Here is a 23677-nt window from a genome sequence, read left to right on the forward strand (position 1 = left end):
ATTATTTTTTTAGCCTGATGGCAACCGCGTTCTTGTGAGCATCCAAGCCTTCGGCAGCAGCCATGATTTCAATTGTTTTAGCAATATTTTTCAAGCCTTCTTCCGATAATCTTTGGAAGGTAATTTTCTTGAAAAAACTATCTACCGATACACCGCTATAAGCCTTGGCATTGCCGTTTGTAGGCAAGGTATGATTCGTTCCCGAGGCATAGTCGCCCGCACTTTCCGGGGAGAAATTGCCCATGAAAACAGACCCGGCGTTGATAACCTGCTGCGCTATGAAATGATCATCTTTGCAGGCAATAATTAGGTGTTCAGGGCCGTATTCATTGAGCAAGGCCATTGCAACACGGGTATTCTCGATCAGGATGAGCTTGCTGTTGGCCATGGATTGTGCAGCGATTTCCCTGCGTGGCAAGCGTTCCAGCTGTTCTTCGATTTCAGATTCCACGGCCACTAAAACCGCTTCGGAGGTTGTTACCAGGATCGATTGGCTATCGGTGCCGTGTTCAGCCTGTGACAATAAATCTGCCGCAACGAAAGCCGGATTACAGGTATCATCGGCCAATACGGCTACTTCGGAAGGTCCGGCAGGCATATCGATGGCAATACCTTCTTTATTGACCAGTTGCTTGGCACAAGTTACATATTGATTGCCCGGGCCGAATATTTTATACACCTTCGGAACCGTTTCCGTACCGTAAGCCATGGCCGCGATCGCTTGCGCACCGCCTATTTTATAAACTTTGGTAACACCCGTTATCATAGCCGTGTAAAGTACTACGGGAGGAATTGTACCGTCTTTAGCAGTAGGTGTGCAGAGAACGATCTCCTTGCAACCGGCGATTTTTGCCGGAATTGCCAGCATGAGGATCGTGGAAAATAGCGGGGCTGTTCCGCCCGGAATGTATAGGCCAACCTTTTCGATGGCGACCGATTTCCTCCAGCAGGTTACACCGGGCATGGTCTCAACGCTTTCGTCCTCGCTGAGTTGAAACGTGTGAAATAGTTCAATATTGCGTTTCGCCTGGGCGATGGCATCTTTCAATTCCTGGCTAACGGCTTGAGCCGAAGCGTCCAGTTCTTCCTGCGTAACGGCCAATTCGTCGATCTGCACTTTATCGAAAGTGGCTGCGTACTTTTTTAAAGCGGTATCGCCGTTTTGTTTCACATCTTCAAGGATAGCTCCCACGGTGCTTTCCAGCTTCAGGTGATCATGTTCCGGTCTTTTAAGAATATCCTTCCAAGTACCAATATTTGGGAAACGATAAATTTGCATGTCAATATTTTTTAAACAATCATCTTTTCAATCGGAACTACCAAGATGCCCTGCGCACCGGCAGCTTTGAGGTTTTCAATAATGTCCCAGAAATCACTTTCTTTGAGTACAGAGTGAACGGAGCTCCATCCCTCTTCGGCCAAAGGTAACACGGTTGGACTTTTCATCCCCGGAAGCAAGCTGATAATCTCCGGTAATTTTTCATTGGGAGCGTTCAGCAAGACGTACTTATTGTTTTTAGCTTTTTTAACCGCCTGGATCCTGAATTGTAATTTCTTTAACAGGATTTGTTGTTCCCCGTTAAGTTGACTGTTCGCAACCAGGATGGCTTCCGACTTCAGCACTGTTTCTACTTCTTTCAAACCATTCATGAATAGGGTCGAACCGCTGCTGACGAGGTCGCAGATAGCTTCTGCCAAACCGATACCGGGGGCAATTTCCACAGATCCGCTAATTTCGTGAATTTCGGCTTCAACCTTGTTATCTTTCAGGAATTTATCCACGATAACCGGGTAGCTAGTCGCGATACGTAAACCTTGCAGATCCTTTACACCGTTATATTGAGCAGATTTATCCACCGCGATCGACAAGCGGCATTTACCGAATCCTAGCTTTTCCACGGTTTGGAAGGGCCTGTTTTTTTCCAATACCACGTTTTCCCCAACGATGCCGATATCAGCAACACCATCTTCAACGTATTGCGGGATATCATCATCGCGTAGGAAAAATACTTCGAGCGGGAAATTGCTGGCTTCTGTTTTCAGCTTATTGACACCGTTATTGATGTCAATACCGCACTCTTTCAACAGTTTGATGGAATCATCGTGTAAACGACCTGATTTCTGGATAGCGATTCTTAATTTTTGCATGTCGGTTTGTTTTTGCTTGCCGGCCGGGGCCAAAGAAAAAAGGCTCACCGGAACGGTAAGCCTTTTTAGATGTTGAATATTTTAAATATACACAATATCATCCAAGCCTACCGCTTTGGTAAGTATGATGATGATGTGTATGGATGTTCGTAATCATAATTGCGGTACAAAAGTAATAACTAATTTGAAAAATCAAATTTAAATTTCGTTTAAATTTTTAAACAGGCTTCAATCTGAAATATAATTCTGATTTAGCATCTTTTTATCTTATTTTTATTATAATCAGAATTATATTTCAGATGAAAAAGGAAGAAATTGGAGCATTTTTCAAATTTAGGCGTGAATTTATAAAGTTAAAACAAGAAGATCTGGCAGTAATGAGTGGTATAACATCGCGTACAATTCACAATATTGAAAGCGGCGAAGGTAATCCCTCAATTAGTACTTTAGAGAAGTTGGCCGAGGTATTGGGCTTGGAGCTGGTAGTTAAGGTTAAGGATGTTAATTAGGTTTTTATCATTGTTGTCCGACTAAAAATGCTTTAAAGGTACTTGAATTCCTTACCTGGTCAAGGATATAAGCGAAGGTATAAGCGAAGGATGATACATTCACCCCCCGCCAAGAGAACTGTGGAACTTCGCACCGTTGATAGTGAAGGGTAGCTTGGCCATACAGTAGTAGAAAGGCCAGATCGAGCGCGATCTAATTGGTGGCAGTAATGGCCAATTTGTGCCCTTTTTTGGTGCTTTTTTGGGTAAACAAAAAAGTACAAGAAAGGAGCAGATGAACATTGAATCGAACTATTGAGGGATCAAATTGCTCCCCGGTTAAAATTTAGTCGGACAATAATGGTTTTTTATGGCAAATGCCGGGGTTTTTTACGATGGAAGGTTTGCGGGAGTCCTAGAGAAGAAAAAACGAATTATTGACGTTCTTTTTTGGATGATGAAAATTGGGTTATAGTCATGATAAATAAGTCTTTGCTTTCCAACGAAGCAAAAGTTACTTATCAAGGGCTTACCAAGAAAAATTTATGAGCATGAACTGTACTATTGCTAACCAGAAGTGTGACTTGTCTAAAACAACTCTCCCTGCATTATTCCTCCTCCTTGATCATCTAAGCCGGGAAGTTGCTCGTAATGTGCTGGCTTTATGATTTGTTCATTATCCTCTTTGGGTTTGCGGATGGATTGTACCGGCCAATAATCCAATTGCTCCGATGGCATTTCATAACCGAGTAGATCCTGGATGGCTTCATCAGATAGCTCTTCCAACCATTTCTCTTGCATCGAATGATCCAGTATAAGCGGCATACGGCCGGCATTCTCGCCACCGTTGTGGATTTTACCCATCACTTCGTTGGCCGGGCGGGTGATGATGGTAAAGGTTCCGGGTAATTCCCCGGTCTCTACATCCGGCAGCGGGGAGTAGGAGTACAGTCCTGCCATAAGCATTAACGGCGCATCTTTCGTTTGAATAAAATAAGGGATTTTCTGTTTGAACCCGGGAACTTCCCTATGTTCGAAGAAACCGGTGGCAGGTACCAGGCAGCGTTGCCCCCGGATTTTGTACCAAAAAGCTTTTTTGTCCAATACCTTTTCCGAGCGGGCGTTGACCATCCACTTGCGACTTTTCTTTATTTCTTCAGCAGTTTTCATGTAAGGGGCAATAACGCCCCATTCAAATAATTGTAACTGCAATTTACCGCTGGCTGTAAGAACCGGCCATTTGGGATAAGATTGTGCCACCTTGTGAAAGGTAGGTTGGAATGGGGCGAATGGTCCCTCTTTTAATTCCGGGAAACGATCGTAAACAAATTTTATATTGGAAAAGGCTAAGTCGTAGCACATCTATTCAATATTTTTTCGTCGAAATTTTATTGGCAATGGGTTTCTTGCCGTGAATTTACGAAAAATTGCAGGGGCATTCAAGGCATGTCTTTTACCGTTCGCGCATCGCCCGGATCACAAGGACCCGTATGGTCAAGAAAAATCAGGAATTCCTCGTGATCATCTCGTAAAATTTATCCCTGTAGCCTTCGCTAATCGGTATTGATTGATTCGCGATCAAAATCGTATTTTTCTCCACTGCCGAAATTTTATTTAGAGATACCAGGAAAGACCTGTGAACGCGGATAAACTTATCTTTCGGTAATTTCATCTCCAGGGATTTGAGGCTTCTGAGGGTTAATATTTTTTGCTGGGGCGTGTATATTTTTACATAATCTTTTAAGGCTTCCACGTACAGGATATCTTCCAGGTCGATCTTGATGATCTTATATTCTGTTTTGACAAAAATGTAATCAGACACAACTTCCGTTTCGCCTGATTTGCCTTCTTTTACCTGCAAATATTCCTGCACTTTTGAAACGGCTTTTAAAAATCGTTCAAAAGGAATGGGTTTCAACAAATAATCTACTACATCCAGTTCAAACCCTTTGAAAGCATATTCTTGGAAAGCCGTGGTGAAAATTACCGCGGGAGGGTTTTTCAAAGAATGCAGGAAATCGATGCCGGTGATGTCAGGCATTTTAATATCCAGGAATATTAAATCTACGGGGTGATCTTGCAAATATTGTAAAGCCCTGGCTGCATTTTCGAATTTTTGTTCTAATACGATGAAAGGCACCCTTTTTACAAAATCATCGATAATTTCAAGCGCTAAGGGCTCGTCATCTACAGCGATACATCTAATCATCTTTCAAATGAATTTTAAGATTCACAATAAATTGATGTTCTTGCTCTTCGATGTTTAACTCATGTTGCCCATCATATAACATCTCCAGTCGTTTTATTACATTTCTTAAGCCGATTCCTCCCCTTTCGGAAACCCTGTTTTTGAACAAGCTATTGATGATACGCATGTACACCGTATTTTGTTCAATGCGGATTTGAATATCGATGAAGGAAGTGTCGGTATAACTGATTCCATGCTTGAATGCATTCTCAACAAATGGTATCAACAGCATGGGTTCTATCCTAAGCTGCCCGGCTTCGCCTTCCAATGAATATTGGATCGGGACATCTTTAGATACCCGTAGCCTTTGAATAGAGATATAATCTTGCAGGTATAACAATTCTTTTTCAAGCAGCACATGTGGTTCATTGGCATGGTAAATCATGTACCGCATGATAGATGATAGTTTCACCAGCGCATGCTCGGTCTCCGGGGAGCCTTTATGTGCTAAGGAATAAATAGAGTTTAGGCTATTAAATAAGAAGTGCGGGTTTACCTGGGATTTCAGAAATTTCAACTCGGCATTTAAGTTCGCTACTTTCAATGCTTCCCGCTGCTTTTCGCTTTTAAACCATTCCAATACAATCTTGATGAAGCCGCTCATGAAAAAAATCAGCAAGGTAAACATCAACGTGCGCCGGAATACATCCGGCCAAAACACCCGGTGCATAAACCCATTTCCAATAAATAATGGCGGCCGCCCAAATAAGGGCAATGTTCTCATCGCTACATTTCCCGGGGTTGTTGTTGCCAAAGTTAAGGCTGCAAAGGAACTGTCATTGGCAGGTTGAGTTTTATAAAACTTAACTACTTTACCACTCCTATGTTCAGGCATCGGCTCCCCGGTGGCGAAATCACGGTAAGCGGAAGCTTTACTTAAATCTTTATTGGAAAATTCCGTTTCGAACGGCGGTCGACCATGGTGCCTAATAAATACTACCGGTCTGCCGGCGCTATCTTCCCAAGCTCTTCTTGTTCCCCTAGGGAATTTCATAGACTTGGGATTGATATAATATAGGTCCGCTTCTTCCGGGGCAGCGATCAAACGGGGACGTATGTTTTGTGCGCCGAAGAATAGATAATCAACTATTGATTGTTGTATTAATATAATGAATATCAATAAAATTACACTGGAAATGTATTTTGCAAATTTTTTCAGCGCAAGAAACCTTGGAATCAATACATACATGTTGAGATAAAATATCCCGACCATAAACAGCATATTGATTGCCTCACGGGTATAGAATGCTTTATCGAATATTTGAACCCGGAAGAACAGGAACGGGAATAGGAATACGCACAGCCATGCCATGATATGGAAGCATACAGTTACCAGCCTATTCCTGAATATATTCTTGATTCTCTCCATCCAGCGATTTGTAGCCCCAAATTTATATTAACAAGGGCTTATGCAAGTGTTAAAGTAGGTTAAAGTTGGTTTCCGAAATGTTAAAACTATTCATTAAAACTTATTCCCCATGATTGTAATTCTTCCTTGGTAATGCTCGGAATTTCCCGTTTCTTGATTTTTTGTACTACGGCCGTTCCGACCTTGATGGCATCCGCTTCTGATTGAAATGCCCGGTTACCGGGAATGGCGGGTATAAAGTTTTGATGGATAAATCTTTTGCCATCTACTATTACATCGTAACCATATCCTCCCGGTACTTTGATGGCTGCTACCTGTACCACAGGTTGCGTACTATCTATATTTTTATTCAGATCGGGCTGCGATCGGCAACTTCCCATAACGAGAAGCGCTGCCAGGGGCAGCGCTCGTACATAAAAACCAATAGTTTTCAGATCAATCATTTTCCTCATACTCTGCATTTGGAAAAAATTCATAAATGTCGTCGAATTGTTGGCTCAGGCTGCTGCCCAAGGCTACGAACCCGCGGTTGTTAATGCTGAAGGCCACCGCGCCGGAACGGGCAACTCCTTCGAAAGAAGTCTTGGTGTCCCAAAGATCCTCAACAGGGTCATATTCCCATACTTCCGTACTCAAGCCCGACTTGTTTCCCGTAGTAATATAGCCCATGTTGTTCATGACAAAAGCAACGGCTTTCTCCCTAACGATCGCGTAAGAGTTGTCATAATCATCATCGCTAACATCGCTGATTTCACGTTTCTTTTCCCAGTTAGTGCCATCGAATGAATACATGTCGTTGATGTATTGACCATTATTATTACCCGTAGCAACATAGGCCGTATTGTTGATTACGAAGGCTACCGCGTCTGTACGTTTATTACCCAGGATGCTGATTTCTTTAGTCCATGAATCGGAGGAGGGGTCGTAAGAATAGAAGTCTTTCAAGTAATTACCATCATAACCTGTTCCTACATAACCCTTGCTGTTCAAGGCGAAAGCAACAGCGCCGAGTCTCCCGGAACCGGGAAAGCTGGCGATAGCGCTCCAAGTATTGTTGACCGGATCAAAGCTATAGAAATCATCCAGGCGGTTGGTGCCATCGTACCCGGTACCAACATACCCTTTATCAGCAGCCGCGAAAGCCACGGCACTATTTCTTTTACTCCCGATGAAATCAGCTTGTTGCGTCCAAGAATCCAGGGTAGGATCGTACATCCAGAAGTCATTCAACCGTTTTTCCCCATCGAAGCCGGTGCCTACATAAGCTTTATCGCCCAGTACGAAGGCCACGGCCTGGTTGCGGGCTACTCCATCGAATGCCGAGCGTTTAACCCAATTCCCATTAGTTTCAGTAGTGTCATCATCTTTTTGGCAGGCTGCCAGGAACAATACCAAAACGATCCATAATTTGTTGACATAGCGCATAAGCATAATTTTTTAAACGGTTTCAAAATTATCCGCAGCAATGTTAGCATGAATATAAAATAGATGGTTCGGGTTGTACTTTGGACGAATCCCCCGATTTTATCTATGAATGCCTGTTTTATATAAAAACCTTTGCAGAAGGGCATTTGGAGGATTTAAAGATGTATTCCGGTGGCTCGTCGATAAAATCGATCTTTTCGCATATTCTACAGCTATCAAGCGCACGAGGGTATTAACATTGCGCTCCATGTTTTATGTTATGTCAGCTAAACGGAGCATATACCAAATTTTGATTTTCCTGGCGCTTGCATTAATTGCTTGCGAGAAGGAAGGGTTTAAATACAATACCGGCACCAACCCGAACGAGTCCAACTACTTATTAATCGATACCCTCACGGTAGAGATGAGAACGATTCAACTGGATTCTTTCGTTACTTCCGGTAGCGGTTATTCACTGGTAGGACAATACCAAGATCCCGAGTTCGGAAAGATCGCGAGTAAATCATTGTTCCACCTGGCATTACCGGCGGATAAAGAGCTGGATTCCCGGGCGGAGTATGATTCCATCGAGTTGATCCTGAAAACTGGGAAGCACTTTTACGGGGATACCAGCCAGTTGCAAACGCTGAACGTGTATCAACTGGCAGAGAATATAACGATTCCCGATGAAGCTTATGCCCTGTATAATACCTCTCAAACCGCCATCCAATCCAACTTACTGGGAAATATACTAGCTTATTTCAGACCCACTACCGATACATTGATCCATATTAAACTCGCTGCATCCCTGGGGCAAACAATATTTGATATGATCAAGGAATTTAAGCAGGAGGTTTCTGATGATAACCAGTTCAAGCAGTATTTCAAAGGATTGGCCTTGGTGCCGGGAAATGCCAATACGATGTTGATGAACTTCTTGGCGACGGATTCCGGTACCGTGATGCGCTTGCATTACCATGAAAATAAACTGGACCTGGAAAGGAAATATCTCGACTTTTCACTCTCTGAGTCCGAATTGCAATACAATCATATTGATTATGATCGCACCGGAACTGATTTAACGGCTTTCTCCGGATCTAATGATATCATTTCTTCCGAAGATTTGGAGAATAAGGCTTTCTTGCAATATATCAGCGGGCTGGTGGTACGCTTAGATATTCCTTCCTTGAAAACATTACCGCAAATGGGAAAATTCGGAAAGATCATGAGCGCTATGTTGTACCTGCAACCGGAAGCCGGCACTTATAATGACTTAGCGCTTCCTGCCGGTATTACACTTTGTTATGCAACGAAGACGAATGCCGTGGAAGACTCGCTGGTATCACCTGTTACGGGGAATGTTATGCACGGTGATTTAACCATCGATAAGGAATACCATATCAATACGCAATACTCTTACGATATCACCAGCTATTGTTCATATATGACAACGGCAGATGATATCAATTATAGGGGATTGTTATTATTACCCAATGGACAAGATATTTATGCTAATAGGGCTGTATTCGGAGATAAAGCAAATAGTAAGAATAAAGTTAGTCTGAAGGTTTATTACCTCTTGTATTAATCCGATAGTTAGATTCGTATGTACCGATATATCAAGATTTTCATTTTTATACTGGGTATTAGCTTGATCGCCACGCAAGATATGATGGCGCAAGGGAGTATCAATAATTTCTATTCGGCCTTTGGGATCGGGGATATTGAAACGAGGGATTTCTCCCGCAATTTCGGTATGGGATCTGCCGGGATGGCCCGTAAATCCGCATCTTATTTAAATGAATTAAACCCGGCATCCTATACCGGGCTGATGCTACATCAATTTATATTCGATATTGGTTTGGGAGGGAAGAGCGTAACTTATTCCGGTAAGGATTTTACACAAAGCGCTTTTGATCTTAACCTGAAAAAGATTGCTTTCGGTACCAAGCTGACGAAATGGTGGGGCAGTAGTATTGGCTTTACACCATATAGCACGGTTGATTATAAAATGCTTACCACCAAGTATATTTCTGGTACAGATATCGGGTTTACCAGTGCTATTGAAGGTTCCGGCGGTATCAATAAACTTTATTTTTCCAATGGATTCCAATTGACTAAAAATTTCTCTCTCGGGCTTTCTTCCGCTTTGTTGTTTGGTAATATTACCGTGGCCGACAGCCTGGGCAGCAATGGCTCTTCGGAAGATGTTTTTACCGAGAACTTCCAATATATGTACAACAGCAATTTCACGGCGGGACTACAATACGAGGGGCATATCGGGGACACGAAGATCGGCATCGGGGCTACTTACCGTTTTGAAACAAAATTTAATACGAAGGAAGAAGTGAATATTAAGAATACGGATCAAGAATCTTTATACTCCGAAACGGTGAAGAAGAAAACTTATACGCTACCAGGGGAATACGGGATCGGGGTATCTGTAAAACGTGGGAATGCAACTTTCGTAGCCGATTATAAAGAACAGGACTGGAGCCGGTCTAACCCGAACGGCTTGGATTATAGTTTCACTAAAGCGCAGAAGATCGGTGGTGGAGTAGAATATGCCTTTCAAAAACGTGGCTATAACGGAAACCTTGTCGATGGTTTTATCATTCAAGCAGGATTAAATTATCAACAAGGCTACTTAAAGATCAAGAACCAAGCGATAAAAGATTACGGTTTTACTTTGGGTGGCTCATTGCCTAGCAGGAATAATAGTACCAGGTATTACCTTGGTTTGGAGTTCGGGCAGAGGGGAACTACCGCGGCCGATTTAATCAAGGAAAGCTACATCAACATTAACTTCAATTTAACCTTGCAAGATATTATGTTCCTGAAAAGGAAAAATTATTAAGTATGATTTCGAGTTCATACTTGATTAATAAAAATGGGTCTGGAAAAGTGGTGCCGTTTAAGCCCGGCATCACTTTCCTATTTACGGGCGTAGCCAGGAGCGGAACCATTTTCCCGAATCTTTTACTTTTCGTTCGCCAGAGTGCGGATCAACATGTACCAATCCGAATTTGGCGCGGTAGCCTTCGGCCCATTCAAAGTTGTCGGTCAATGTCCAAACATAATATCCATCTAAGGGTACACCACTTTTCTTGGCTTTTAAGGCAGCCATGAGATATTCTTCAAAATATGCGACCCTATGCGGATCATGGATACCTTGCTCGGTATGTTGTTCATTGAAGGCGGCGCCGCCTTCTGTTATGATGAACGAGGGGATAGATTTATATTGACTGAATTGCTGTAAGATGTGGAAAAGTCCGTCGCCGCTGATTTCCCAGCCTAGGGCTGTTGTAGGAACTTTACGGGATCTCGGTTTAACTTCCGCGAGTTGCAGGATCGGTATTAAGGAATGATGCTTTACGACCAGCGGGAAATAATTTTGTAAGCCGATAAAATCGAATTGAAAAGGTAAGATATCCCAATCTCTCCAAGTCGAATACCTTCTTTCAATCTTGGATAATACCGGTACTTCTTCTACCGGGTAACCTAATCCTAGCGCGGGCTCCAAGAAAAGCCTATTCACGAGCGCATCCGCTCTTTTACGCGCTTGTTCATCTTCCAGGCTCAAGCCTGCGGGGTAGATATACGAGCAGGATAATGCATTACCAATTTTAGAACCGGGCGATAATTCCCGCAAAATCCTTCCGCCCATGGCTTGGGCCATACATGCGTGATGTACGGCAGGCAGGAAGTAGGATAAGCCCCTTTTACCGGGGGCATGGATACCCAGCATGTACCCCAGGGAAGTAAAAGCGAGGGGTTCGTTTAAAACGATCCAGCGTTTTACCTTGTTTCCGTAAGCCATCGCGCAAGTTTGAACATACTTTTCGAACGCGAAAATAATACCCCGGTGCGCCCAGCCGCCTTTTTCTTCCAAATGGCAGGGGAGATCCCAGTGGTATAATGTTACTACGGGCTCCAAACCCACGGCGATGCAAGCATCGATGACGCGGTGGTAGAAATTGATCCCCGCTTGATTGACCTGCTGCATATTGTTCGGAAAAATACGGGACCAGGCGATCGAAAATCGGAATACATCGAATCCCAAGGATTTCGCTAGGATGATATCTTCACGGAAACGATCATAAAACATGCCGCTGTCGAGCGGTTGCGTATTGTCCTTGATTTTTCCTTTCCGTGTTACGAAATCGTCCCAGATGGAAGGGCCTTTTCCATCTTTTTTCGTGCCGCCTTCATTCTGGAAGGAGGAGATGACGACTCCCCATTCGAAGGAGGCCCCGAATTGCTCGCGGTGAAATATGTTCGGTTTGACGGATATCATCTGTCGGCAAATTAATTGTAAGAATTGTGATGTTATTATTATTAAATTGTTAATCCCGGTATGTTCAGGGGTTTTGGGGAGATTGTGCGGATGGGATTGTTGACTTTATTCGTCGCGGGTGTATTGACAATAATGATTATTTTTATAAAATGAACTTGAGATTCAAAATTTTAGGGCTGGTAGCAGCTGTTTGTTTATCTGCTTGTAACGGTGGAACCAAGAAGAATGCTGGGCAGCAATTGGAATCCGTTCCGGGTATGGTGTTAATTCCGGGAGGAACTTTCAAAATGGGGGCTGCCGATGATCATGCTATGGCTGATGAAAAGCCTGTGCACGAAGTGATCGTTGATAGTTTTTGGATGGATGAACACGAGGTGACCAATGATGAGTTTGCAAAGTTCGTTGCTGCTACAGGTTATGTAACTACTGCCGAAAGACCGATAGATAAAGCTGAAATCATGTCGCAATTGCCGCCAGGTTCGCCTGAGCCGGATAGTAGCATGCTTTTACCAGGTTCACTAGTATTTACGCCCCCGGATCATCCTGTAAACTTAAATGATATTTCCCAGTGGTGGTCTTTTGAACTAGGTGCAGATTGGAAACATCCCTGGGGGCCGCAAAGTACTATAGATTCTTTGGGTGATTACCCGGTAGTGCACGTGAGTTATGAAGATGCCGAAGCATATGCGAAATGGGCCAATAAACGTTTACCCACCGAAGCGGAATGGGAATATGCTGCAAGGGGTGGATTGGAACAACAGCCCTATACTTGGGGCTCCGAAGCTATCGATGCCGGTAAACCTAAAGCCAACACTTGGAATGGGCATTTCCCTTATGAGAATACAAGCCGCGACGGATTTATAACGACAGCGCCGGTAGCATCTTATCCGCCCAACGGTTACCAATTATACGATATGGCAGGCAATACCTGGGAATGGGTGTCTGATTGGTATAATAGCAAGTATTATCAAAATTTCCATAAACCGGGGTATGCACCCGGCCCGGTAGAAGCTTATGATCCGGCAGACCCTTCGGCTCCGAAAAAAGTTATCCGCGGCGGTTCGTTCATGTGTAGTGATGAGTATTGCAGCGGTTACCGCGTATCGGCCAGGATGAAGTCTACTCCTACGTCGAGTTTATCGAATGTTGGCTTTCGTTGTGTGAAAAGTTTGTAGTATAAGTAAATCTCTATATTTCTTTATGGCATTGACCACATTTAGAAGATTCCCTACAGAAGAGGAGCGTGAAGCTGTAAGTACCTTATTGGAACAACATGGTATCCCCGTAGTTTATGATGCGGTCGTTGCTCCCCTAAGCAGTACCTTCCTGGGGCAATCCTTTGACGTACCCTATATTCTCAAGATCAGTGCTACCGACTTTTCCAAGGCCCAGGACATACTACAAGAGGCTGCCCGGGAAGCTGTAAACAATGTTGAACCGGGCTACTATTTGTTGAGTTTTAATAATGAGGAACTGTTGGAAATCGTGCATAACCCCTCGGATTGGGGAGAGTTTGATTACCAGCTGGCACTGAAGCTCCTGGATGAAAGAAGTGTGAATATCAATGAAAAACAGTTAGCAAAAATACACCGGTCGGAGCAGGAGAAGGTAAAACAAGCCATTGCCGCGCCCGTACCCTGGACATTATTATGTTTTGTGATTGTATTCAGTTTCCCCTTTGCTATTTATTATGGTTTTCCTGCCGACCTGGCCCTTATTGTTCCGTTAGGAACAGCCTTGTACTATCTCTTTGCAAAAAATACTTTGAAAGACGGGAGCAAAGTAAAAACCTTTGATTTGAAAACAAGAGTATTGGGTGGCATATTGCTAGTAACCGAAATCATCATATTTGCCGTTACGCTAATATGGCTGGCGCTGTATTATTAATTTAAACGGCTTAAAAAGAGCAGCTTACCCATCCCGGGATGGTAAGCTGCCAGAGATTAAATGGTGATAAGTAAATGATTATTTTGATGCGTTCTTTTTGGTGGCGACCACGATAACGCCATCTTTTGCAGCTTCCCCGTAGAGGGCTGTTGCATTCGCCTCTTTTAAGACTGTGATAGATTCTATATCATCTGGTTTCAAATCTTTAAGTTGCCCTTGCTTAATAATTATACCATCTACAACATAGATAGGTTGAGCATCTTTATTTCCCCGGATTTGAATCTTCGTATTTTTATCAATGATAAATCCTGAGATCATACCGCTGGTTGCCGCTTCTGCCGCGGGGGTACCGCTGATCGTCAAACTTTCAACGCTCCCCTTGAGTACACCTTTATTTTCCTTTGCTTTTGCAATAGCATCTTTTGAAGTGTATTTAGGCTTACCGCCTTTTGCAATAAACTCTTTTGTATAAACATACACTTCACCATCCGGGCTGTCTTTGAATACATAAATTGCTTCAATGCTGTTTGGATCGAGTGCTGATAGCTCTGCTTCGCTTGCCGGCATATCATTGATATAATAATCTGGATTCTTTCCATTGGTCTTTACACCTCTCAGTTTTAACACCGGCGCCGGTGGCGGTGGAGGAGCAGGAGCTGCGTTGGGCGTGGCTGGAGGAGCGGGTACAGATTGTGCCGGGGCAGATGGAGCGCCCGCTACCCGTAACTTGGGAGGAGCTGGTGGTGGCGGTGGGGCAGTCGGCAATAATGCTAAATCACCTTTATGACTATCTATGATTAATGCGCCTCCCATGGCCTTGTCACCATATACTTTCATCGCATCTGCTGCTTTAACTACTTTTACTTGGTAGTGAGATTCATTTTTATGTTTGTTAAAGTAGCGCTGGTATTCACCTTGTGTTAAAGGTTTGCCATCTACGACGGTTAAAGGTTGTTGGTCGTCATCGGATCCTTTGGCACCGAACCAATTGGAATTTAATGAAATAACTCCATGTTCATCTTTTTTTAATATCACCCCGGGCAAAGAGTCGTTATCTGTGATTTTTAATGTAACGATAGTGCCTAAGCTTTCGGTGGCATTTACCACGGTGGCTTTAGAGATGTTCATGGCCAACAAGCCAAGGCTTACGACACCTCCAAATAAAACGTAACGGGCAATATTATAGCGCGATGATTTTTGTTTATTCATCATCATAATTCGTTTTTTCAGGTGAGAAAAATTAAAATTGTTCGCTATGGCTGTTGCGTAAGGAGCGCCGCTAATTTGTAATAAGCTGTATTGGTAAGCCTTGATATCTACACCGGAACGCAACATGCGCCGGTCGGTAATAAATTCAAGGTTTTCCTTGATCGCCCCTTTCATGAGCCACGCGCCGGGGTTGAACCAATAAAAAACCTGGTTCAGCTCCCCTAGTAATACATCCAGTGAATGCCATTCCTTTACATGTATTTTTTCATGTAGCAGTATGGCATCTAGCGAATGTTGGCTATGCAATGAAGGATTTACATAGATGTGGCGGAAGAAAGAAAATGGATTAATTGTTTTCCCCGTGATCCTTACATGATCTTCCCCGACCTTCCCGGGACGGGTTTTCAGATGTAACATCAACAAGGACGTTAATTGGATGATCAAGCGGATCATCATCAAAACGACACCTGCCCAAAATATAATGGCAAGCGCATACCAAACCGTGAATGGCGACGGTGCTGCCATGGTATCTTGCAGTGCATTTAAATCGGGTATATATACCACCATCTGTTGCACCAATTCTTCATGTTTACCCATGATGGCATTTACATCAACCAGGGGGAAAAGTGACGAAAATACGATGCCGGAAACGAGGAATACCCTGTTTAGCGTGTAAAATGTCAGTTTTCTCAATGCAAGCCGGTACACCAGGTAAAAAAGGCTGAGTGCAACATTCGCTTTTAAAAGGTATATAAATAAGGTCGGCATGATGAATCCACTTATATTCAAAAAATTATTTCTTTTGCTCAATCAGTTCAAGGATTTCCTTGAGGTCATCAGGACTAATTTCCCGGTGTTCCGCGAAGAAAGTGACGAGTTGTTTGTAAGAATTTTCGAAATAATCCTTTACAAAGCCACTCATGAACTGTTGTTTATAAAATTCTTCTTCTACCATTGGTCTGTACTGGTAGGTGTTGCCTAATTTTTCGCCTTTTACATAACCTTTCTTTTCCAGGTTTTTAATCGTGGAAGCCAGGGTCGTGTACGGCGGTTGCGGGGCCAGGTGTACTTCCAGGAAATCTTTAACTATACCCATACCCACTTTCCATATGGCCTGCATGGCTAACTCCTCTTGCTTCGTTAATTTTTCCATGAATATTGATTTTGTAAATTGTTTTTATTGTTTCGTTTTGATATTAGGCTGGTAGTCCAAAGGTAACATTTCAGCGAATTTTGACCATCCCCAATAACCGCTGAAAATGCCTTCCGCCGGATATGCCAGGTTGCCGTTATCATCGAATGGCATCGTTTCCCGGAGCAGGTAAAATAAAGATGTCTGCTGGGCTCTCCGGTCCGGTGTCAAACCTTTGGCCTTTTGATACTCTTCACTTTCCCAGCCCTTGGTGTAAGTTACCTGTAAAATGTTCTTGAAGTGCAAGGTATCTACATTTCCCGGTGCGCCGGGATGGAAGATACTGTCGTAAGGAACAATGCCGGGATAGAGGTATTCCACCGTTTTGCTAAGGATGAAACCGCGGTTCTTCCCACGTATCATCTTCAACTCGGTACTATCCTGGTCGAACAGGCGGAGCGGTACCGCCCCGTTGAATTGCTTCCGTTCTACCCGCACTATTTTCCTCGTTTCAAAACCATTTTCCTGCAATCGCTTCAAGCGCAAACTCCTTAAATAATGCATGCTGGAACCGAGGTAAGTCTTCAGTCGATTTCGCTCCCAGGTACGCTGCTGCCTTGCGTTGCGGGGCGACATCGGTTCAAAGAACGGGTTCCCGTAATAAAAAGTCATCTGTTGCTTGTAATCAAATGCAAATTCATGTAGTAAAAACTTGACGCGATAGCCCAAGGTTGGATTCTCGATGATGAGAAAATCTTCGGAGCTGGCCCTTAGTACGCGTGATAAATTATCATAGTCCAGGTCAATTAACTCCGGGTTCAAGATCTTGCATGCTTTCGCAGCTTTACTTTCCCCTAAGAAATACATTTTGAAAATGCCGTAATAAGGAGATTTCGTAGCATCTGGAAAGGCTTTTACCACGACTTCGCCCAAATTATTAGCTTTTTTTTCCAATGCAATATTCAACAGGATCGATTGATCTTGAACATTCAAGGATATCACTACATTTTGGTAACCCAGGTATTGCACCACCAGGTCATAAGTTCCGGGGGGTACATTACCGATTTTATATGTTCCCTGTTCATCGCTGGTATTCCCCATCGTGGTTTGACTTAAAAACACACTTGCGAAAGGCAGCACTTCGCCCGTGTTCTTATCGGTCACTTTTCCCTGGATGTAATATTTCTGCTGGCCCAACGCACTGAGCTGACAGCAACTAATTAATATCCATGCGAGAATTTTCCAAGCTGTGCATCTTAATCCTAGGAACATATGTTTACGATACTTTCGTAAATCTACGATAATTTCGTAATTCAGCAAATTTATTTCTGATTATTTTAAAGTTTTGAGGAAAAAACTGAATCAGTTCAATACTAGATTTTATATGGATAATCAAAAAAGCAGGGTAACGATTTGGTTATGGGCTTATTGCTTTGCTTTTCAACGTGTTTCCGTAAGCTCTCGATGAATATAAAATAATGTGAGTCAGAAATTATATTCAGCTTTTATAAAACTAAAAATGTTTATTTATTTAAAAAAAGACGGCGTTAGTCGCCGTCTTTTATGTTTGGTATAAAAATCACCTATTTAAATCAGTTCTTTCAACTTGGCAACAACTGAATTAACTTCTTCTTTCGTATTATTCTTCGAGAAAGAGAAGCGGATCGCGATTTGATCCGGGTTGTTATTGAAGGCGCGGATAACGTGTGAACCGGCATCGGCGCCGCTGGTACAGGCGCTACCGCCACTGGCGCAGATTCCGTTGATATCCAGGTTGAATAACAACATTTCGCTTTTCTCAGTTTTAGGGAAAGCCACGTTCAACACGGTGTATAAACTGCGACCTTTCAAATCGCCGTTAAAAGCCACACCGGGGATGTTTGCAAGCAGTTGATCGGCCATGTACATGCGGAGGTCATTGATATATTGGCTCTGTTCCTCCATATGTTGATCTGCCAATTCCAGCGCTTTCGCGAAACCTACGATGCCGTATGAGTTTTCGGTTCCGGCACGCATGTTGCGTTCCTGTGCACCACCTTGGATAAATGGCTTAATCTTTACATTTTCATTTATATAAAGAATCCCGGTCCCTTTTGGCCCGTGAAACTTGTGTCCGGCGCCGTTGATGAAATGAACGGGCGTATTTTTCAGGTCAAATTTATAGTGACCCACGGTTTGCACGGTATCGCTATGAAAATATGCATCGTATTTTTGACATAAGTTTCCAACCGCGTGGATATCTAGCAGGTTACCGATTTCATTGTTAGCATGCATGAGGGATACCAAGGTTTTGCCCGGTGCATTTTTCAACAGTTCTTCCAGGTGAGCCATATCGATATGTCCATCCGGTAAAATATTTACATAATCGAGCTTTACACGGTCGCTTTGCGCATGTTCCACGGAATGTAAAGTGGCGTGATGTTCGATCGGGGAAGAAATAATATAAGTACACCCGAGGTCATTCACCGCGGCATTGATAGCCGTGTTACTACTTTCGGTGCCGCCGGAGGTAAAGAAGATTTCCCCGGGGTTGGCGCCCAAGATCTTGGCAACGGTTTTACGGGCATTTTCAATTCCAAGGCGTACTTCGCGGCCGTAAGAATAAATAGAAGAAGGGTTCCCGAATTTTTCTGTCATGTATGGCAGCATGGCATCTAGTACCTCTTTATCTAAAGCGGTGGTTGCTGCATTGTCAAAATATATTCTTTCCAAAGTCGTGGTGGTTTTTGATAAAAAAATCATGCAAATTTCTGTAAATTTTATCAATTCCGGCACATCCCCCGGTTCGAGATGCTACACTAAACTCCTTGAATGGCCGCCTTAATTTTTCTCAAATTTCTTATTGCCTTTACTGTGCTTGCTTTGCATTCCTTTTTCATATTGTGCTATTTTAGAATATAACAGAAGGAAGGTTTCATTTTTTAAAAAAATGGAATAAAAATGACAATTGTAAATACTATGTTTTTTTGGTAGGAATTATGGGTAAAGTAAACTAGGAAAGGGTTTGGAAGGGAGGTGTTAAATGCTTTTATTTATGTATTTATCAATATTTATATTGATAAATGTGCATTTTAATTGCAAAAAATACGGTTACACCTAAATTGGTGTAACCGTATCAAATATGGTATAAAAAACCGGCCTTATATCATAAACTCGCGGATATCTTGCATGATTCTCTTCGCGATATTATCTGCCGTTGTTTCATTTTGACTTTCAGAGTAAATGCGGATGATGGGCTCGGTATTAGATGTTCTCAAATGCACCCAATCTTTATCAAATTCAATCTTCAAACCATCTTCCGTATTGATAGGTTGATTTTTATATTTCTGTTGAATTTTTTCAAAGATTTGTTTTACATCAACCCCTTTATCCAGCTCGATCTTATTCTTGGAAATGAAATAGTCGGGATAGCTGTTGCGGAGCGCCTTGATACTTTTATTACTACGAGCCAAGTGGCTGAGGAATAAACCGATACCGATCAACGCATCGCGGCCATAATGGAAATCGGGAACGATGATACCGCCGTTTCCTTCTCCACCGATCACCGCGTTCACTGCTTTCATCTTGGTCACTACGTTTACTTCTCCAACGGCGGAAGGTTGGTATTCTCCACCATGTTTCAAGGTAATATCTTTTAATGCCTGCGTAGAAGAGAGGTTAGATACGGTGTTTCCTTTTCTTTGACCTAAAATATAATCTGCAACGGCCACCAGCGTATATTCTTCACCGAACATGCTACCGTCTTCGCAAACGAAACAAAGGCGGTCTACGTCCGGATCAACGGCGATACCGAAATCTGCTTTGGATTTATTGACCTCGTTAGAAAGTGCTGTCAGGTTTTCGGGTAAAGGTTCAGGGTTGTGCCCGAATTTGCCGTTCACCTCGTCAAATAAAACCGTGATATCGGTAACTCCCAAGGCTCTCAAAACTGCGGGTACAAAGATGGCCCCGGTAGAGTTTACAGCGTCTACAACAACTTTGAAGTTCCTTTTCGTGATTGCGGGAACATCTACCAAGGGGTAGTTCACGATGAGATCAACATGTTTTTGCAGGTAAGAATCATTGGTTTGATAAATTCCCAGCTTGTTTACATCAACAAAATTAAAATCTTCCTTGGCAGCGATATCGAGCACTTCGGCTCCATCAGCGCCGGAAATAAATTCCCCTTCGCCGTTCAACAGTTTGAGGGCATTCCACTCGCGGGGGTTGTGGCTAGCCGTCAGGATGATACCCCCGGCAGCATTTTCAGCTTTCACGGCTATTTCTACCGTAGGTGTAGTAGAAAGACCTAAATCCACCACATCGATACCCAGACCGATCAAAGTAGAAACAACCAAGTTGCTTACCATTTCACCGGAAATACGGGCATCCCTCCCTATCACTACTTTTTTGTTTTCGCTGTTATTGCGAAGCAACCAGGTACCATACGCGGCAGTGAATTTCACCACATCGAGGGGGGATAAACCTTCTCCGGGTTTACCTCCAATCGTACCGCGAATTCCAGAAATTGATTTGATCAGTGACACAATCGTTAGAATTTTAATTAAGAAGGCAAAGATAAATAAATACCTTTCAGCTTTCCTAATGCCATCAGTTTCAAATGTTAATTACCAGGCATTTCCCCAAGATAACGACGCTTTTCATTTTTCGTTTATATTTGCAGTTACGCTTAAAATTAAATAGCTAGTTCGTAAAGATGAAATTTCCTTGGTTTCGCATTCCCAGGTATGCCCGGTACATACTGGTACAAGCCGCTTTGCTACTGATTTTCCTCATATTATTCAGGCTTGTATTTTATTATTTTTTCTTCCAGAGTACGATTCATGACGGGAACGTTGTTAGCCGGGCATGGAGCTTAGGCGCCAGGTTTGATATGCGCTTGGCCTTGATTATCATGATCCCGATCTCTTTCTTAGTGTTAACTACCCATAAACACTTTTTTAACAGGTCTTTATGGAAGTGGGTGAATTATATATATTTTTCTTTGACCTATATTTTGTTGACTTTCTTCTATGTAATCGACCTGGGGCATTACAGCTATCTCGGTATCCGCATAGACCCTTCGATCACGCGGTTCCTGGCTTCCGGGGAGAAGATGACGAACGCGAGAATGGTTTGGGAAAGTTATCCCGTTTTAAAAGGGGGGCTAGGAATTATCATATTTATAACATTGATAATATGGGGACAGGTTCGATTGTATAAATATTTCCAAAAGCAACCGCCCTTATCCTTGGGAAAAGGGAGAAAGGTAACTTATGTGGCAGCCCTGGTTATCATTTTCGCAGCGGGTATTTATGCCAATTGGGCTTATTTCCCGTTACGCTGGAGCCAAGCTATGTTTACGCGGGACAATGGCATTACCAGTTTGGCATTGAACCCCGTTTTATATTTTGTGAATAATTTTTCTGTTAGCGATGATACGTTCGATGAAAAGGCCACCAGGAAATATTATCCATATATCGCGGATTACCTAAAAGTTGATCCAAGGGATGCCGGCAGCCTCAATTTCAGTAGAAAAGTTCCTGCGGATAGCAGCAAACCGAGGCAAAACGTGATTATCGTGATGTGCGAATCTTTGGGCGCTTCCATGACCAGCATGTATGGCAATCCCATGCAAGCAACCCCCAACTTGCAGCGCTTAGCAGATAATGGACTAATCTTCAAGAATTTTTATGTCCCGGCTATGAGCACTGCCAGGAGCGTGTTCGGCATAACAACCGGCTTGCCTGACATCACCAAGAACAAAACCGCTTCAAGGCATCCCAAGATCGTTGATCAAAGGGTTATCATGGATCAGTTTAACGGTTACGAGAAATATTACCTGCTCGGTGGCAATACGAACTGGGCAAACATCAGGGCCGTTTTTTCCAATAACGTGGCAGGGGTCAAGATATTTGAAGAAGGATATTTCAAAGCGCCAAAGGCGGATGTTTGGGGGGTATCCGACTTTGATTTAATCACGGAGGCCAGCGACATATTTAAATCTGCAAATGATCGCAAGCAACCATTTATAGCATTCTTACAAACGGCTGACAATCACGAACCATATACTACTACCAAGGGCCGTGGTGATTTTAAAGACCTGGATGAATCTGAAATTGATATGAAGCAATTCAAACAATCGGGTTTTTTATCTGTTGCTCAATTCAATGCCTTGCGTTACTTGGATTATAACATAGGTTACTTGATGGACTTGGCAAAGCGCGGTGGATACCTCGATAATACCATATTCGTATTTTTCGGTGATCACAGCGCCCGCTTGAACCCCTATAGTTTTATGCCGGTTCCGGAATACAAGATCGGGGTTTTTGAAACGCATGTGCCGCTGATTATTTATAACCCGGCGACCTTGAAACCGGCGGTTAAACACGAAGCCGGTAGTTTGCTAGATGTTTATCCAACCGTTGCGGGCTTAACAGGTATGGGTTATACCAATTATACATTGGGGACAGACTTACTCGATACAACCCGCGCTGAACATTATGCTTTCACCGTGTATCCAACAGACAAGATGGCCTTGGTTGGGAATAAATATTTATTTGAAATTAATAGGAAGACAGGGCAACCGGCCATGTTTGACCTCACGAAAGATCCGTTACGCAATGTTATCAGCGAGCATCCTGATTCTGCGAGGTACCTAGAGAACCTTACCAGGGGTTTTTACGAAAGTGCACGTTATTTGATGTTTAACAATAAAAAGTAGTAAATACCGGCATACCCGGTACCATACATTTTCCAGAATTAAAATATAGCCGTCGTGGTAGATCAATGGTTTAAGAATTGGTTTAATTCACCTTATTACCAACTCCTGTATGAAAACAGGGACGAAAAGGAAGCTGCAGCCTTCCTGGATAAACTTATAGATTACCTGCAACCTTTGCCCGGTAGTTTGATGTTAGATGTTGCCTGCGGCAGGGGGCGGCATTCAAAGTACCTATCTGATAAAGGCTTCGATGTAACGGGAATTGACCTGTCGGAAGAAAATATCCGCACGGCGAGGGCGATGGAAAATGACCAGCTTCATTTTTTTCAGCATGATATGCGCCTGCCATTTTGGATAAATTATTTTGATTGTGCTTTCAACTTCTTCACGAGCTTCGGTTATTTTAATTCATTGCGCGAAAACAACAATGCATTGCGTACAATTGCCCAGTCTTTGAAGCCGGGAGGGAAGCTGGTACTGGATTACTTGAATAGCGCATTCGTGGAAGCCCACCTCGTTAATAGCGAAGTGAAAGAAAAAGGTGGTGTGGTGTTCGACATACATCGATCTATGGCAGAAGGTAGGTTTATCAAGGAAATTAACATCTTGGATAAGGATAAAATGTTCCGGGAAACTTTCACGGAAAGGGTCAACGCATTTAGAAAAGAGGACTTTCAAAGCATGTTCCTGCGCCAAGGCTTAACAATTTTAGATATCTTTGGCGATTATCACTTTAACGTGTACGATGAAAAAAGCTCACCTCGGTTAATCTTGGTAGCTCAAAAATAAAGA

The 23677-nt window shown here is 43.0% G+C and carries 20 protein-coding genes; 7 read left to right on the plus strand and 13 right to left on the minus strand.

All coding sequences use genetic code 11. The features are described 5' to 3' along the window. Nucleotide 1 precedes the first annotated feature (1 nt). Nucleotides 2-1279, minus strand: coding sequence for a histidinol dehydrogenase (gene hisD, locus COR50_RS10520; RefSeq protein ID WP_098193943.1), 1278 nt, complete (start codon nucleotides 1277-1279; stop codon nucleotides 2-4). A gap of 11 nt (nucleotides 1280-1290) precedes the next feature. Continuing rightward, the gene (gene hisG, locus COR50_RS10525; RefSeq protein ID WP_098196182.1) at nucleotides 1291-2148 is read right to left on the minus strand and encodes an ATP phosphoribosyltransferase; all 858 of its coding nucleotides are present in this window, start codon (nucleotides 2146-2148) and stop codon (nucleotides 1291-1293) included. 299 nt (nucleotides 2149-2447) lie between these two features. Between hisG and COR50_RS10530 the strand changes: the two genes are divergently transcribed. Further along, nucleotides 2448-2657: a helix-turn-helix domain-containing protein gene (locus COR50_RS10530; RefSeq protein ID WP_098193944.1), complete on the plus strand. Its 210-nt coding sequence runs from the start codon at nucleotides 2448-2450 to the stop codon at nucleotides 2655-2657. Between the two features lie 567 nt (nucleotides 2658-3224). Here COR50_RS10530 and COR50_RS10535 read toward each other — a convergent pair. From COR50_RS10535 to COR50_RS10555, 5 genes are all read right to left on the minus strand, one after another. After that, nucleotides 3225-3998, minus strand: coding sequence for an SOS response-associated peptidase (locus tag COR50_RS10535; RefSeq protein WP_098193945.1), 774 nt, complete (start codon nucleotides 3996-3998; stop codon nucleotides 3225-3227). A 142-nt stretch (nucleotides 3999-4140) separates the two neighbouring features. Further along, nucleotides 4141-4845, minus strand: a complete 705-nt coding sequence (locus COR50_RS10540) for a LytR/AlgR family response regulator transcription factor (protein WP_098193946.1) — start codon at nucleotides 4843-4845, stop codon at nucleotides 4141-4143. After that, on the minus strand, nucleotides 4838-6253 hold the full coding sequence (locus COR50_RS10545) for a sensor histidine kinase (protein WP_098193947.1): 1416 nt from the start codon (nucleotides 6251-6253) through the stop codon (nucleotides 4838-4840). The genes COR50_RS10540 and COR50_RS10545 overlap by 8 nt, the downstream gene beginning before the upstream one ends. 86 nt (nucleotides 6254-6339) lie before the next feature. After that, entirely contained in the window at nucleotides 6340-6705 is a 366-nt protein-coding gene (locus tag COR50_RS10550) for a DUF4907 domain-containing protein (protein ID WP_157760743.1), read from the minus strand. Then, a complete protein-coding gene (locus tag COR50_RS10555; RefSeq protein ID WP_098193949.1) occupies nucleotides 6689-7678 on the minus strand; it encodes a Kelch repeat-containing protein in 990 nt (329 codons plus the stop codon). The genes COR50_RS10550 and COR50_RS10555 overlap by 17 nt, the downstream gene beginning before the upstream one ends. A gap of 109 nt (nucleotides 7679-7787) precedes the next feature. Here COR50_RS10555 and COR50_RS10560 point away from each other — a divergent pair, with 109 nt between their 5' ends. Together COR50_RS10560 and COR50_RS10565 are read left to right on the plus strand one after the other, a co-directional pair. Beyond that, on the plus strand, nucleotides 7788-9245 hold the full coding sequence (locus COR50_RS10560) for a DUF4270 family protein (RefSeq protein WP_098193950.1): 1458 nt from the start codon (nucleotides 7788-7790) through the stop codon (nucleotides 9243-9245). 18 nt (nucleotides 9246-9263) lie between these two features. Next, the gene (locus COR50_RS10565; protein ID WP_098193951.1) at nucleotides 9264-10514 is read left to right on the plus strand and encodes a hypothetical protein; all 1251 of its coding nucleotides are present in this window, start codon (nucleotides 9264-9266) and stop codon (nucleotides 10512-10514) included. Between the two features lie 81 nt (nucleotides 10515-10595). On the opposite strand, the gene COR50_RS10570 is transcribed toward COR50_RS10565, so the two are convergent. Continuing rightward, the gene (locus COR50_RS10570) at nucleotides 10596-11954 is read right to left on the minus strand and encodes a glycoside hydrolase family 1 protein (protein WP_098193952.1); all 1359 of its coding nucleotides are present in this window, start codon (nucleotides 11952-11954) and stop codon (nucleotides 10596-10598) included. 149 nt (nucleotides 11955-12103) lie between these two features. Here COR50_RS10570 and COR50_RS10575 point away from each other — a divergent pair, with 149 nt between their 5' ends. Both COR50_RS10575 and COR50_RS10580 read left to right on the plus strand, forming a co-directional pair. Continuing rightward, nucleotides 12104-13129 (plus strand): formylglycine-generating enzyme family protein, encoded by a 1026-nt coding sequence (locus COR50_RS10575; RefSeq protein ID WP_098193953.1) that lies wholly within the window; start codon nucleotides 12104-12106, stop codon nucleotides 13127-13129. Between the two features lie 25 nt (nucleotides 13130-13154). After that, entirely contained in the window at nucleotides 13155-13841 is a 687-nt protein-coding gene (locus tag COR50_RS10580) for a hypothetical protein (RefSeq protein ID WP_098193954.1), read from the plus strand. A 78-nt stretch (nucleotides 13842-13919) separates the two neighbouring features. On the opposite strand, the gene COR50_RS10585 is transcribed toward COR50_RS10580, so the two are convergent. The 5 genes from COR50_RS10585 to glmM all read right to left on the minus strand — a co-directional run bounded on the left by COR50_RS10585 (nucleotide 13920) and on the right by glmM (nucleotide 20708). Next, nucleotides 13920-15818, minus strand: a complete 1899-nt coding sequence (locus tag COR50_RS10585; protein WP_098193955.1) for a M56 family metallopeptidase — start codon at nucleotides 15816-15818, stop codon at nucleotides 13920-13922. A gap of 25 nt (nucleotides 15819-15843) precedes the next feature. Then, nucleotides 15844-16203, minus strand: coding sequence for a BlaI/MecI/CopY family transcriptional regulator (locus COR50_RS10590; protein ID WP_098193956.1), 360 nt, complete (start codon nucleotides 16201-16203; stop codon nucleotides 15844-15846). A 24-nt stretch (nucleotides 16204-16227) separates the two neighbouring features. After that, entirely contained in the window at nucleotides 16228-17454 is a 1227-nt protein-coding gene (locus COR50_RS10595; protein ID WP_098193957.1) for a carboxypeptidase-like regulatory domain-containing protein, read from the minus strand. 315 nt (nucleotides 17455-17769) lie between these two features. After that, the gene (locus COR50_RS10600; protein ID WP_232516348.1) at nucleotides 17770-18924 is read right to left on the minus strand and encodes a cysteine desulfurase family protein; all 1155 of its coding nucleotides are present in this window, start codon (nucleotides 18922-18924) and stop codon (nucleotides 17770-17772) included. A gap of 398 nt (nucleotides 18925-19322) precedes the next feature. After that, entirely contained in the window at nucleotides 19323-20708 is a 1386-nt protein-coding gene (gene glmM, locus COR50_RS10605) for a phosphoglucosamine mutase (RefSeq protein WP_098193958.1), read from the minus strand. A gap of 170 nt (nucleotides 20709-20878) precedes the next feature. Between glmM and COR50_RS10610 the strand changes: the two genes are divergently transcribed. Next, a complete protein-coding gene (locus COR50_RS10610; protein ID WP_098193959.1) occupies nucleotides 20879-22885 on the plus strand; it encodes an LTA synthase family protein in 2007 nt (668 codons plus the stop codon). A 54-nt stretch (nucleotides 22886-22939) separates the two neighbouring features. Further along, on the plus strand, nucleotides 22940-23674 hold the full coding sequence (locus COR50_RS10615) for a class I SAM-dependent methyltransferase (protein WP_098193960.1): 735 nt from the start codon (nucleotides 22940-22942) through the stop codon (nucleotides 23672-23674). The last annotated feature ends 3 nt before the right edge of the window (nucleotides 23675-23677 follow it).

The organism is Chitinophaga caeni, assembly GCF_002557795.1.
GTDB lineage: Bacteria > Bacteroidota > Bacteroidia > Chitinophagales > Chitinophagaceae > Chitinophaga > Chitinophaga caeni.

Bases quoted from the DNA above. Each gene is read 5' to 3' on its own strand.
- hisD (WP_098193943.1), bottom strand. From the start codon at position 1,279: ATGCAAATTTATCGTTTCCCAAATATTGGTACTTGGAAGGATATTCTT.
- hisG (WP_098196182.1), bottom strand. From the start codon at position 2,148: ATGCAAAAATTAAGAATCGCTATCCAGAAATCAGGTCGTTTACACGAT.
- COR50_RS10530 (WP_098193944.1), top strand. From the start codon at position 2,448: ATGAAAAAGGAAGAAATTGGAGCATTTTTCAAATTTAGGCGTGAATTT.
- COR50_RS10535 (WP_098193945.1), bottom strand. From the start codon at position 3,998: ATGTGCTACGACTTAGCCTTTTCCAATATAAAATTTGTTTACGATCGT.
- COR50_RS10540 (WP_098193946.1), bottom strand. From the start codon at position 4,845: ATGATTAGATGTATCGCTGTAGATGACGAGCCCTTAGCGCTTGAAATT.
- COR50_RS10545 (WP_098193947.1), bottom strand. From the start codon at position 6,253: ATGGAGAGAATCAAGAATATATTCAGGAATAGGCTGGTAACTGTATGC.
- COR50_RS10550 (WP_157760743.1), bottom strand. From the start codon at position 6,705: ATGAGGAAAATGATTGATCTGAAAACTATTGGTTTTTATGTACGAGCG.
- COR50_RS10555 (WP_098193949.1), bottom strand. From the start codon at position 7,678: ATGCGCTATGTCAACAAATTATGGATCGTTTTGGTATTGTTCCTGGCA.
- COR50_RS10560 (WP_098193950.1), top strand. From the start codon at position 7,788: ATGCCTGTTTTATATAAAAACCTTTGCAGAAGGGCATTTGGAGGATTT.
- COR50_RS10565 (WP_098193951.1), top strand. From the start codon at position 9,264: ATGTACCGATATATCAAGATTTTCATTTTTATACTGGGTATTAGCTTG.
- COR50_RS10570 (WP_098193952.1), bottom strand. From the start codon at position 11,954: ATGATATCCGTCAAACCGAACATATTTCACCGCGAGCAATTCGGGGCC.
- COR50_RS10575 (WP_098193953.1), top strand. From the start codon at position 12,104: ATGAACTTGAGATTCAAAATTTTAGGGCTGGTAGCAGCTGTTTGTTTA.
- COR50_RS10580 (WP_098193954.1), top strand. From the start codon at position 13,155: ATGGCATTGACCACATTTAGAAGATTCCCTACAGAAGAGGAGCGTGAA.
- COR50_RS10585 (WP_098193955.1), bottom strand. From the start codon at position 15,818: ATGCCGACCTTATTTATATACCTTTTAAAAGCGAATGTTGCACTCAGC.
- COR50_RS10590 (WP_098193956.1), bottom strand. From the start codon at position 16,203: ATGGAAAAATTAACGAAGCAAGAGGAGTTAGCCATGCAGGCCATATGG.
- COR50_RS10595 (WP_098193957.1), bottom strand. From the start codon at position 17,454: ATGTTCCTAGGATTAAGATGCACAGCTTGGAAAATTCTCGCATGGATA.
- COR50_RS10600 (WP_232516348.1), bottom strand. From the start codon at position 18,924: ATGATTTTTTTATCAAAAACCACCACGACTTTGGAAAGAATATATTTT.
- COR50_RS10610 (WP_098193959.1), top strand. From the start codon at position 20,879: ATGAAATTTCCTTGGTTTCGCATTCCCAGGTATGCCCGGTACATACTG.